The organism is Pediococcus acidilactici, from assembly GCA_024970065.1.
Lineage (GTDB): Bacteria > Bacillota > Bacilli > Lactobacillales > Lactobacillaceae > Pediococcus > Pediococcus acidilactici_A.
The window spans coordinates 215,509-227,901 of record CP103908.1; the positions used below are offsets into that span (position 1 = coordinate 215,509).

At 45.8% G+C, this 12,393-nt stretch carries 8 protein-coding genes, 1 tRNA gene and 1 rRNA gene; 9 read left to right on the forward strand and 1 reads right to left on the reverse strand.

The genetic code is table 11. The annotated features are described in order from the left end of the window. Positions 1-2: 2 nt before the first annotated feature. The 8 genes from rrf (at position 3) to NYR25_00990 (ending at position 8,361) form a co-directional block, all read left to right on the forward strand. Positions 3-119, forward strand: a 5S ribosomal RNA gene (gene rrf, locus NYR25_00955). A gap of 273 nt (positions 120-392) precedes the next feature. Further along, positions 393-466, forward strand: a tRNA-Thr gene (locus tag NYR25_00960). A gap of 168 nt (positions 467-634) precedes the next feature. Then, positions 635-1,999: a cytosine permease gene (locus tag NYR25_00965; protein ID UWF34007.1), complete on the forward strand. Its 1,365-nt coding sequence runs from the start codon at positions 635-637 to the stop codon at positions 1,997-1,999. Next, positions 1,989-3,224, forward strand: a complete 1,236-nt coding sequence (codA, locus tag NYR25_00970; protein ID UWF34008.1) for a cytosine deaminase — start codon at positions 1,989-1,991, stop codon at positions 3,222-3,224. Before NYR25_00965 ends, codA begins: the two co-directional genes overlap by 11 nt. A gap of 91 nt (positions 3,225-3,315) precedes the next feature. Further along, entirely contained in the window at positions 3,316-4,848 is a 1,533-nt protein-coding gene (locus tag NYR25_00975) for an ABC transporter permease/substrate-binding protein (GenBank protein UWF34009.1), read from the forward strand. After that, positions 4,845-5,810 carry an ABC transporter ATP-binding protein gene (locus NYR25_00980; GenBank protein UWF34010.1) on the forward strand — a complete coding sequence of 322 codons (966 nt, stop codon included), beginning with the start codon at positions 4,845-4,847 and terminating at the stop codon, positions 5,808-5,810. Before NYR25_00975 ends, NYR25_00980 begins: the two co-directional genes overlap by 4 nt. Positions 5,811-5,833: 23 nt before the next feature. Then, on the forward strand, positions 5,834-7,171 hold the full coding sequence (locus tag NYR25_00985) for an NAD(P)/FAD-dependent oxidoreductase (protein ID UWF34011.1): 1,338 nt from the start codon (positions 5,834-5,836) through the stop codon (positions 7,169-7,171). Between the two features lie 29 nt (positions 7,172-7,200). After that, positions 7,201-8,361 carry a cation:proton antiporter gene (locus tag NYR25_00990; GenBank protein UWF34012.1) on the forward strand — a complete coding sequence of 387 codons (1,161 nt, stop codon included), beginning with the start codon at positions 7,201-7,203 and terminating at the stop codon, positions 8,359-8,361. Positions 8,362-8,674: 313 nt separating this feature from the next. Here the strand turns inward: NYR25_00990 and NYR25_00995 are convergent, their stop codons facing one another. Further along, positions 8,675-10,960: an AAA family ATPase gene (locus NYR25_00995; GenBank protein ID UWF34013.1), complete on the reverse strand. Its 2,286-nt coding sequence runs from the start codon at positions 10,958-10,960 to the stop codon at positions 8,675-8,677. 347 nt (positions 10,961-11,307) lie between these two features. Between NYR25_00995 and trpS the strand changes: the two genes are divergently transcribed. Beyond that, positions 11,308-12,330, forward strand: coding sequence for a tryptophan--tRNA ligase (gene trpS, locus NYR25_01000; protein UWF34014.1), 1,023 nt, complete (start codon positions 11,308-11,310; stop codon positions 12,328-12,330). Positions 12,331-12,393: the final 63 nt, after the last annotated feature.

Genomic DNA, 12,393 nt, shown 5'->3' on the forward strand with positions numbered 1-12,393 from the left:
AGTGTGGTGACGATAGTGAGAAGGATATACCTGTTCCCATGTCGAACACAGAAGTCAAGCTTCTTAACGCCAAGAGTAGTTGGGGGATCGCCCCCTGCGAGGGTAGGACGTTGCCATGCAAGCCAAGGAGTCTTCCGGAAGGAAGGCTCTTTTTTTGTGCCTTGAAAAAAACGTCGTAAGAATTCAGTGGTTTACTTGTTACCAAAAAGGCGGACATATCCTGGTTAGTAAAAAGATGACCGTTGCTAACGGCAGTTAGATTTTTAAGGGGTCAAAACCAAGCAAAATTAGATTATCACTTGGCTACTTTTTTTACGATAATTTTTAGCTATTTGTTGCGAATAAACGTTTTACAGCAAGAATAAATATGGTATACTATTCTAGTAAAAGTTGCCACTATAGCTCAGCTAGGTAGAGCACTTCCATGGTAAGGAAGGGGTCGTCGGTTCAAACCCGACTAGTGGCTTAATAGTTATCTTCTTCATGAGGACTTACCCGATGATTGGGTAAGTCCTTTTTTAGTGTCTATAATTAAAATTTTACGGTTTGCCATTCAGATTCCTTTTGCTTGTCGTTATGAGATTTAGTATAATTTTAAAAATGTGTCAAATTTCGACAAGGGGGAAATTGATGGATGGATTCGAAATATCGGGTTGAAAGTATCAAAAAGCAGTATCGGCATATGACCTATTGGGATATGTTTGCGACTTGGATTGGGGCTAACGCCAATAATGGAACCTGGTTTATTGGGGGAATTATTGCGGCGTGCGGTTTTTGGGGCGGAATCAAGGCGCTCTTGATTGCCTCTAGTATTTCGTACATATTTTTGATGATGGTTGGCTATATGGGAACTAAAACCGGGGTCTCCACGATGGCACTTTCACGAGCTTCGTTTGGGATTCGAGGAAGCATCATTCCATCCTTGGTAAATTTAACCCAGTTTGTAGGTTGGACGGCGGTGAACACCTTCATTGCGGCCACTTCCGTATCTTACATCTTACATAGCTTTTGGGGTTGGCCCGTTTACGGACAACCTGGTGGTAATTTAGGCTTAATTGTCGGGATTGTGGTAATGAGCATCCTCCATTTACTTAGCATCGTTGCTGGTCAGCGCTCAATTCAAATTATCGAACGAATTGGGATTATCTTAGTAATTATTTTTGTGATTTGGGAATCCGTGGTGGTATTCCACGACGTTTCCTTTAGCCAAATTGCACACTGGCAAGTACCGCACCACTTAAAAATGGACCAAGGGACCGCGATGGACACGCTAGCTGCGTTTAACCTTGCGTGGGTTACGGCCGGTGCAGACTTTACTCGTTTCACTAAGAAGGTAAATACCGCCACTACCGCTCCGTTTTTGGGTGCTAATTTAGGAGTCTTTGGGTTTGCGTTTATTGGATTAAGCGCCACGATTAGTATCGCGGTCAGCTCGGGAGTTTACGACCCTAATAACTCGGACCCTAGTACGATTGCTAACCGGCTGGGACTGGGTGTGATCGCGATGATCGTTATTATGCTAACTAGTATGACGGCAAATGCGGTTAATATTCAGGCTGCGGGCTCGGCCTTGAATAACATGTTTAGCAAATTATCTTTGAAACAATCATTACTGATTACTACCATAATTGCTACGGTGGTCACGTTCATTCCCGTCTTCTACGGTAGTTTCTTAACCACTTTTACAGCCTTTTTGGATTACGTTGGCATGGTCCTTGGCCCGATTATCAGCATCATGGTGGTGGACTACTTCTTGATTGCCAAACAACGTTACGCGGCGAAAGATTTAGGTGATCCCCACGGACCATATTGGTACCATAAGGGAATTCACTGGACGGCCTTTGGACTTTGGATTTTTGGTGTATTAATTTATAGCGCTTTACAAAGGGTAAGTTTTGTTCAAAAATATACGGGAGCAACCTTTTTGGTGATGATTTTGATTGGTTGTCTATATTGGGGAATTATGCAACTAGAAAAGGGGAAGCACGATGCTAATTAAAGGTGTGTATATTGAGAACGCAAAGGAACCAAAGGATGTCCGGATTGAAGGAGGAGTTTTTCAAGAGATTGCTTCTAATTTACCCCCTCGTGAAAGTGAGGAAGTGATTGAGGCACAAGGCAAACTATTGTTGCCACCTTTCGTTGATTCGCACGTTCATTTAGACGCAACGCTGACGGCGGGCGATCCCGAATGGAATGAATCGGGTACCTTGTTTGATGGAATTCGAATTTGGGCGGAACGTAAAAAGAGCCTTACGAAAAAAGACGTTAAAACTCGGGCTTTGCAAACGTTAAAGCGTCAGGCCCAGCATGGAATTCAATACGTGCGGAGCCACGTGGACACTACCGATCCTAATTTTACGGCGTTAGAAGCCCTATTAGAAGTTAAGGACGAAGTAAAAGACTTCATGGAATTGCAGTTAGTTGCCTTTCCACAAGAAGGAATTTGGTCGTTTCCTAATGGTAAGCAGTTGTTGAAACAAGCGGTTACGATGGGAGTTGACGTAATTGGTGGCATTCCGCATTTTGAATTTAACCGGGATTACGGAGTCGCTTCCCTGAAGTACATTGTTGAATTGGCAGAAAAGTATGATAAATTAGTGGACGTTCACTGTGATGAAATTGACGATCCGAATTCGCGACACTTGGAAGTGTTGGCGACCTTGGCTTACGAAAGCGGCCTGAAAAATCAGGTCACGGCTAGCCACACTACTGCAATGGGGTCGTACAACGACGCCTACGTCTACAAGTTGATGCGACTCTTGGAAATGTCGGAAATTAACATGGTTTCCAACCCGTTAATCAACATTCACCTGGGTGGACGTTTCGATACGTATCCAAAGCGGCGCGGGTTAACCCGGGTGAAGGAACTGCTAGAACATCACGTCAACGTCTCGTTTGGTGAAGACGATGTGAAGGATCCGTGGTACCCAATGGGTGATGGCAACATGTTGGATTCGGTTCACATGGGCATTCACGCGGCACAGCTGATGGGGTATTCACAAATTATGGATTCTTACAATCTGACTACTAATAACGGAGCCAAGACGCTTAACGTTGAGGATCACTACGGGATCGCGGTTGGCAAACCAGCTAACTGTTTGATTTTTAACGCGGATAATTTTTATGACGAATTAAACGAACGCAAAGAATTGCTGTACTCCATTCATCAAGGAAAAGTGATTGTCCAAACTCAACCAGCACAAATTAAAACTAATTTCTAAAACCAATTGGCAACTCAACGGGCATTTCGTTAGGGTTGCCAATTTTTTTGTGCGATAATTTAATTCAAATACAAACAAGGAAGTTGAGCGCATGAAAGAGTTAGTTCAGACCTTCGCCGAGCAGAAAAACGACCTGTGGCAAGCTTTACTCCAGCATTTGGGGATTTCACTGGTTGCGTTGGTATTGGCGATTGTAATTGCAATGCCTTTGGCAATTTGGGCGACGCGACACCGCAAAATTGCGGAAGTTTTATTACAGATAACGGGAGTTTTGCAAACGATTCCGTCTTTAGCCTTATTGGGATTGCTAATTCCATTAGTGGGGATTGGCAGCGTGCCAGCTATCATTGCCTTGGTAGTGTACGCCCTGTTACCTATATTTCAAAATACATACGTTGGGATCACCGAGATTGACCCATCGTTAGAAGAGGCGGCGGATGCTTTTGGAATGCGGCCGTTACAAAAGCTATTTCGTGTGGAATTACCCACCGCAATGCCGGTAATTATTTCGGGAATTCGGACAGGATTGGTTTTGATTATCGGAACGGCGACGTTGGCCGCGTTGATTGGCGCTGGAGGACTCGGGAACTTTATCCTCCTAGGAATTAACCGTAACGACCCTGCATTAATTTTGGTGGGAGCCATTAGTTCCGCTCTATTAGCAATTGGGTTGAGCGCGTTATTAAACGTTTTACAACGGTGGTCGGTGAAAAAAATCACCATTAGTTTAGCAATTCTGGTAGTAGCGGTTACCGGCGCCACAGCCGCAAAAATATTAACTCCGCCGACCGAAACGATTACGATTGCGGGGAAATTAGGTTCGGAGCCGGACATCTTAATCAATATGTACAAGGATTTAATTGAAGAGGAAGCTCCCCATACTAAAGTGACCTTAAAGCAAAATTTTGGGGAAACGAGTTTCTTATTTAACGCGCTGAAGGCCGACAAAATTGATATTTATCCAGAATTTAGCGGTACCGTATTAGAAACTTTGGTGAAGGATGCCCCTTCTCAGCGCCTAAGTGCGGCACAAACTTACGCGACTGGTCGTAAATTGTTAGCTCAACAATATCAAATGGATTATTTGAAACCGATGCGTTACCAAAACACCTACGCTCTAGTGGTGAAAAAAGATTTCGCAAAACAACATCATCTAGAAAATATTTCGGATTTAAGCCGGATTGAAAACCAGCTACACGGGGGGATGACGCTCGAGTTCATTAACCGCAAGGACGGGTGGAAAGGAATTCAAAAAGCGTACGGCTTAGAGTTTCCGGTCAAGTCAATGCAGGCTTCGTTGCGCTATTCGGCAATTAAAAATGGGCAAATTAACGTTGCCGACGCCTACTCCACGGACAGTCAGATTCGGCAGCTCGGGCTGCAAGTTCTCAAGGATGACCAACACGTTTTTCCACCGTACCAAGGCGCGCCGTTAATGAAGAAGAGCTTTGCTAAAAAACATCCGCAAGTGGTCCGCGCGTTAAATCGCTTAGCAGGCAAAATTACGGAAGCAGAAATGCAAGAGATGAATTATCAAGTGAACGTCCAAAAACGTTCCGCCCAACAGGTGGCCCACGACTATTTGGTCAGCAAGGGTTTGTTGAAAGGAGCCGAACGTAAATGAGTAAGACAATGATTGAATTTCGGCACGTGAAAAAGATTTTTGGTGGTCGAACAGTAATTGATGACCTAAATTTTACGGTTAAGGAGGGCGAAATTTTCGTCCTGGTCGGAACTTCTGGTAGCGGGAAAACGACCACTTTAAAAATGATCAACCAGTTGTTTGTGCAAACCGCCGGTGACATTTTGTTTAACGGGCAGAGAATAAAGGATTATGATTTGCGTAATTTACGTTTGGAGATTGGGTACGTGCTCCAACAAATTGCCCTATTTCCGACGATGACCGTAGAACAAAACATCAGTTTGATTCCAGAAATGAAGCGGGTCGATAAAGAAGAGGTTAAACGACGGGTTACCCAACTCTTAGAAGGTGTTGATTTAGACCCGGAACGCTACCGCAAACGGTACCCGCGGGAGCTTTCGGGAGGCGAGCAACAACGAATCGGAATTCTTCGTGCACTGGCTGCGCAACCACCGGTGGTATTGTTTGACGAGCCTTTCAGCGCGTTAGACCCTTTGGTGCGGGCGCAGTTACAAGACTTAGTTTTAAAGTTGCACCAAAAATTTAAGAACACGATTGTTTTTGTTACCCACGATATGGACGAAGCCCTGAAATTAGGGGATCGCATTGGCGTGATGAAGGACGGACAGTTGTTACAAGTAGCCACCCCGAAAGAAATTGCCCAACATCCCGCCAACGAATTCGTGGAAAATTTCTTTTCAGCCACCGTGGGCAAGAACCTATACCAAACCGAAGTGGAAAAGGTGGTGCGCACAGGTTTTGGGGTGCCGGCGCCGTCTGCGACAGAAAAATTACCTGTCATCCCAAGGACGGCCAGTTTAGACGAGGTGTTCCAGCAGTTAGCTGAGCACCCAAATTTACAGGTGGTGGATGAACACGGGCAGACTACTGGCTGGGTGGACCGGCCGTCCTTGTTTAAGTATTTGAGTGAGACAGTCCATTAATTTAGTTAATGAGGGGGAGCATTATGGAAAAATTTGACGTAGTTATTATTGGTGCAGGGCCTGCGGGCTTAGGGCTAGCGTATGATTTAAAACAAGCTGGCCAAACCGTGGCGGTAGTGGAAGAAAATCGCTGGGGCGGGACTTGCCCCAACCGCGGGTGTGATCCTAAAAAAGTTTTAATGGCGGCGGTGGAAGCCAAGTTACGTAGCCGCCACCTCGTTGGGAAGGGCTTAGAAAACGAACCGGAAATCGACTGGCCCTCCTTAATGCGTTTCAAAGAAACGTTCACGGACCCAGTTTCTTCAAGCAGTCGCAAGGGATTAGTCGACGCCGGGATCACGGTTTTAGACGGGCACGCTGAATTTGTGGACCAACACACGCTAAAAGTAGGCGAACAGCGGGTGGAAAGCAGGCAATTCGTAATCGCCACTGGTCAACGTCCGGGACGCCTAAGCAAAATTGAAAATGAAGCATTGATGCAAACTAGTACAGACTTTTTAGCAATGCCGGAACTGCCTAAGCGAATTGCCTTAGTAGGGGGCGGTTACATTGCCTTTGAATTGGCAGCCATCGCGAACGCTGCCGGTGCGGAAGTGCACGTGATTCATCATAACGATCGGCCCCTAAAGCAGTTCCCAGCAGAAAGCGTTAAGCAATTTATGGGACAACTGACTAAACAAGGGGTCCAATTCCATTTAAATATTGACGTTACCGCGATCGAAAAAAACACGGAGGGGATGACCTTGCGTGATGATCATCAATTTAATTTGCCGGTGGACCGGGTGTTCGTTACTGCCGGCCGAGTGCCTAACTTGGATACGCTCAACCTTGACCAAATTGGGGTGGAGACCGCGAAAAATGGTATCATGGTAGATGACCATTTGAAAACTACGGTAAGCAACATCTATGCAATGGGCGACGTGGTGGCTAAAGCGCAACCGAAATTAACTCCAGTAGCGGGCTTTGAAGCACAATATTTGGCGCAGCTGTTGACCGACCAAAGTTCGGCAGCCATTACGTATCCGGCAATTCCAACCGTCGTGTATGGGGTTCCGCAATTAGCGAAGGCTGGAATGGGAATCACGACTGCACAAAAAGATTCGCAACGCTACGAAATTAAGGATTTGGATCTAACTAATTGGTTTACCTACCGGCGGATTCAAGACCCAGATGCACGGGCAACGGTGGTGGTTGACCGCCAGTCCCAACAAGTAGTGGGCGTGGTCACCATGAGTAGTGAAGCCGAACACGTGATAAACGACCTTACATGGCTGATTAACCATGGTGGTAGCCTTAGCGAATTACAACGGCAAATTTTTGCGTACCCCACCGAAGCTAGTGACTTAGAGTACTTGCGGTAGTTAAAATTTAAGAAAAGGATCGTGATTTAATGGAGTTCGTGGGCGTCCTCGTTTTGATCTTGGGATTAACGCTGTTAGCGGGCCACTTTGCACAACGGATCGGCATTCCTGCCGTAGTTGGCCAATTACTGGTGGGAATTGTTTTAGGACCGGGAGTTTTAGGGGTAATTCACAGTAACGAAATCACCGCGGTGTTTTCCGAAATCGGAGTCATTATTCTGATGTTTTTAGCCGGGTTAGAAAGCGACTTGAAGATGTTAAAGCGTTATATTAAACCGGCGCTAGTCGTTGCCGTCATGGGGGTAATTTTGCCAATTGCTCTGGTAGGCGGCGCGAGTTTGATCTTCGGGGTTAGCCCAATGGAAGCCCTCTTCATTGGGGTGATTTTTTCGGCTACTTCGGTAAGCATTTCGGTAGAGGTGTTGAAAGAATACCAGACCCTAAATACCAAAGAGGGCGCGACAATTTTGGGCGCGGCAGTGGCTGATGACATCCTTGGCGTATTGTTATTAGGGGTAATGATTGCCTTAACTAGTTCGAGCGGCGGCTCACGGACTAGTTTAGGCGGCGCGCTTTTTTACCAAGTGCTATTTTTCATTGCCGTGTACGTGATTGGAAAATGGCTGGTGCCGATGCTAATGCGAGCAGCGGACCATCTTTACATTACCGCTGCCCGACCAGTAATGTCGATCATTATTTGTCTGGGACTGGCTTGGTTAGCAGACGTAGCTGGTTTGAGTGGCGCCATCGGGGCGTTCTTTGCCGGCGTTGCCGTTTCGTTGACTGACGAAAACGACGAGTTAAATGAAAGCATTGAGCCAATTGGCTACGCCGTTTTTATTCCAGTATTCTTCGTTAGCGTAGGGCTTTCGATGTCGTTTGCGGGCTTGCAGTCGGTAATCGGGTTGATTATCACTTTGACGGTGTTAGCGACCTTGACCAAGTTGCTAGGTTGCGGCGCCGGCGCGTACCTGTCCGGCTTTGACGTAACCAGTAGCGGAGTGATTGGTGCCGGGATGATTTCCCGGGGCGAAATGGCGCTGATTACCTTGCAAATTGGGTATGGAGAACACTTAATGAGTGAAACATACTATTCCGCAATTGTGTTGGTAATCGTGCTGGTAACGTTGATTGCACCGTTCATTTTAAAAGATGCGATCAAGTATAATAAGCGCGCGATGGCACGATAAATATAACTGAATGTGGGACAAAAAGACGAGCATTAACTGAAAAAAAAGACCGTTATACCTTAATTTGGCATAACGGTCTTTTTGATTAAGCGGAGCAAGTTGGCGTTTGACGCACGTTTTGACTTTATTGAAGTCAAAGCATCCAAGTAATTTTTAGTTTTTTCTCAGCTACATCTTTTTAATTTTTAGAGCTTACCCGAAGATTTCCACACTCTTTTTGTGGAACCGTGCTCCAATCTTCAAGCCCTTCCGGCTAACCAAATTAGAACATCAATCGCCTACTCGGCGCTTAATATTCTAATTCCGTTAGTCCTCAGAGCTTCCCCGAAGATTTCCACACTCTTTTTATGCTAAAGCCTTCTTCCTTCATTTGGGTGATGATTTCGCTAACCTTACCAATACTTACCAAATTGAGGTGGTGCATGGCCCTGGAAGCAATCGTGTACAGGGTGCCCCGCCACAATTTTTCGGGATAATTCTGTTCCGAAACGTCGTAGGCAATTACCGAATCAAATTCCAACCCCTTCGCCAAGTAAATGGGTAATACAACGATTCCCTTAGGCAACGAACGGTCACCGTCGGTTAGCAGGCTAGGTTTTAAGTCATGCAACCATTCTGCAACCTGAGTACTTTCCCGCATGTTTTTTGTCAGGATGGCGACGGTCCCGTAGTCTTGCAATTCGGCTTGGCAAATTTGTTTCACCGCGGTAACGGCCTCGGAAAGGGTATCCGTAACCGTAATTTCGGGTAACTTACCGTGCCGGCTAAAGGGTTGAATCTTATCACCGTCGGGTAGTAGGGCCGCCGCAAATTTAGTGATTTCCGCGGTGGATCGGTAACTGCGGTTGAGGGTGATGAGGTTGGCCCGGTGAACGGCAAACGCGTCCTTCAATTTTTCAAGTAACGCGGACGGCTCGGTAACGTCCTTGAACAAAGCTTGTTCACTATCACCCAACAACGTAAACTTGGCCTTCGGAAAGGCGTGCTTGAGGTACATTAACTGGGCAACCGAATAGTCCTGCATTTCATCGATGAAGACGTACTGAAATTTGCGATTGGTGCCACTTCCGGTGATCAAATCCCGCAACATCATTAACGGAGCGGCATCTTCTAAACGCACGTGGTGCAATTCAATGTCGTTATTGAAGGTGGTGGCTGCCGCAGCGCCGTCAATTTTGGAAGATGGGAGCTGCCTCAAGAAATCCGCGTACTGGGCGTAGATATCAATAAAGTAGTTATTAAAAATGGCATCATCGATAATTTCAAAAGCCTTGGCAACTAAGTGACGGCCGATGAAATAATTTTCTTCATCAAAGGAGTTAAAATGGCGCCGTCCCACAATTTCGTGGTATTTTTCGTCACTAATTTGATCAAGCTGGGTTTGCACCCAGTCCGCAGAAACTTCTTGATCGATTCGGACCTTTAATAACTTAACTAGTTGGTTTTTAGTTCGTAAAATCCGTTCACGGTTACTCATGGATGCAGGGAAGCTCGCAAAAATTTCGCGAATCTGCTCCTTTTTAAAGAAAGGCGCCCCTTGATAATTAATGTCGGTAAATTTAATGTTTTCGGGGGTGAGTTGGTCTTCATACTGTTGAATTAGTTCGATGTACCGCTGGCTTTCCTTAAAAGAAACAATTTGTTGTTCTTCCGCGGTTTGGCTAACTTGGTTTTCAAAACGGTCAAACAGGCTTTGGACGTTGAGTCCTTCCAAACGCCGGTTAAGAAATTCAGCTAGGGTAAGCTGGCGCATGTTACGTTCCCCTAGACTAGGCAACACGTCAGAAATGTAACGACTGTACAGTTTGTTAGGCGAGAACAGAACAATTTCGTCTGCGTCAAGGGAAGCCCGACTATGGTAAAGCAAAAAGGCAATGCGTTGCAGGATCGCGGAAGTCTTCCCGCTACCGGCGACCCCTTGAACAACGAGCAGGTCACTTTGGACGTCCCGAATGATGTCGTTTTGTTCCTTTTGGATGGTGGCCACGATGTTGCGCATGTATTCGTCATTTTGCTCACCGAGCGCCTGCTGTAATAGTTCGTCACCGACCGTTTCGTTAGTATCGAACATGTGGGTGATTTCGCCGTGGCTGATGGTAAACTGTCGTTTCTTAGTTAATTCGGTTTCCATGGGACCCGCCGGAGTTTCGTATTTGACCTTTCCAAGGGTCCCGTTGTAATAAATACTGGAAATGGGCGCCCGCCAGTCGTAAATTAAAAAGTCGCCGTCTTGGTCGGCAAAGGAGGCCACGCCGATATATAGTGATTCCGGCGCGGTTTCATCAGGATCCTGAATATCAATGCGTCCAAAGTAAGGCGAGTCTTGTAATTCAGTTAAGGAGTTGATTTGTCGTTTTAAAATGGCTTCGTTTTCCACTGCCCGGGCAACCAAACCTTTTTGCTGCTGGATTTCCGCTTCCGTTTCAATCCGATCGTCGGCTTCAATCAAGTTGACCTTAGCGTTTTGCGAATAGTTCTTTTCTACCTTGCTAGTTTCGTGATGGGCCTTTTCGTACAGGTCTTCCGTCCGCTTTTTCTGGGCGCCAATCTGGTCAACTACGAAATCGGCGCGTTGTTGTTCTTGCTGTTGCTCGTCCACCTGAATTACCTCCGTCCTTTTAGTGCTTGAACCATTTTAGGGGCCATTTCCTGGAAAGTCAAACTAAAGGATATTAAGGTAGATTTTTTTGACAAGGTTAGTGAAATTCCTATAGAATGGAAGTGAAGTAGTAAGCCACACACAGAGAGGGAGGATTGCTGAAAAATCCCACGGCAAGCGAAATGGATTAGTTACGTTACGTAGGGCGAAATCCCTTATCTTTCAAGTGAGCGGTGACTTTATAGAAAAGTCACAATTTAGGTGGTACCGCGAGATTTCGTCCTATTATTCAAATTTTGAATGATAGGCTTTTTTATTTATTAAAGTAAGTTATTGGAGGAAAAGAAATGACAGCCAAAAAAGTTATTTTGACCGGCGACCGGCCAACCGGAAAGTTACATATCGGCCACTATGTGGGTTCGCTAAAAAATCGGGTCCAACTTCAAAACACGGGGGATTACGATACCTTCATCATGATCGCTGATATGCAGGCGCTCACGGATAACGCTCGGGATCCTGAAAAGATTCGCAATAGCCTTATCCAAGTGGCTCTCGATTATCTGGCGGTAGGGATCGATCCAGCGAAGTCGACCATTTTTGTTCAATCACAAATTCCAGCGCTTAGTGAGCTTACCCAACACTACATGAACTTGGTTAGCGTTTCGCGTTTGGAACGCAACCCGACCGTTAAAACTGAAATTAAACAAAAGGCGTTTGGCCAAAGTATTCCAGCTGGTTTCTTGACTTACCCAGTTAGTCAAGCGGCCGACATTACTGCGTTTAAGGCGGATACGGTGCCGGTTGGGGATGACCAAGAACCAATGTTGGAACAAACTCGCGAAATTGTACGGAGCTTTAACAATATCTATGGTAAAAACGTCCTTGTGGAACCAGAAGGCTACTTCCCACCAAAGGGAATGGGCCGTATCCCTGGTTTAGACGGAAATGCTAAGATGTCTAAGTCGTTGAACAACGCCATTTATTTGGCAGACGACGCGGACACGATTCAAAAGAAAGTAATGTCAATGTACACCGATCCACAACACATTCGTGTAGAGGATCCCGGACACATTGAAGGTAATACGGTCTTTACCTACCTCGACATTTTTGATCCGGATAAGGAAAAGGTTCAAGAATTGAAGGATCATTACCAAGCTGGTGGGTTAGGCGACGTTAAGATTAAGCGTTACTTAAACGAAATTCTTCAAGCGGAATTGAAACCAATCCGGGAACGCCGGGAAAGTTACGCGGCAGACCTTGCGGGAGTTTATCAAATTCTCGAAGAGGGAAGCCAAAAGGCAAATGCAATTGCGAACCAAACTTTGAACGAGGTGCGGGAAGCAATTGGGTTGAATTATTTTAAAAAATAGAGTGCGGAAGAACTCGGGAATTTCCGAGAATTAACAGAATCAAGGCCTTAATCACGGTTTGGG

Bases quoted from the DNA above. Each gene is read 5' to 3' on its own strand.
- NYR25_00965 (UWF34007.1), top strand. From the start codon at position 635: ATGGATTCGAAATATCGGGTTGAAAGTATCAAAAAGCAGTATCGGCAT.
- codA (UWF34008.1), top strand. From the start codon at position 1,989: ATGCTAATTAAAGGTGTGTATATTGAGAACGCAAAGGAACCAAAGGAT.
- NYR25_00975 (UWF34009.1), top strand. From the start codon at position 3,316: ATGAAAGAGTTAGTTCAGACCTTCGCCGAGCAGAAAAACGACCTGTGG.
- NYR25_00980 (UWF34010.1), top strand. From the start codon at position 4,845: ATGAGTAAGACAATGATTGAATTTCGGCACGTGAAAAAGATTTTTGGT.
- NYR25_00985 (UWF34011.1), top strand. From the start codon at position 5,834: ATGGAAAAATTTGACGTAGTTATTATTGGTGCAGGGCCTGCGGGCTTA.
- NYR25_00990 (UWF34012.1), top strand. From the start codon at position 7,201: ATGGAGTTCGTGGGCGTCCTCGTTTTGATCTTGGGATTAACGCTGTTA.
- trpS (UWF34014.1), top strand. From the start codon at position 11,308: ATGACAGCCAAAAAAGTTATTTTGACCGGCGACCGGCCAACCGGAAAG.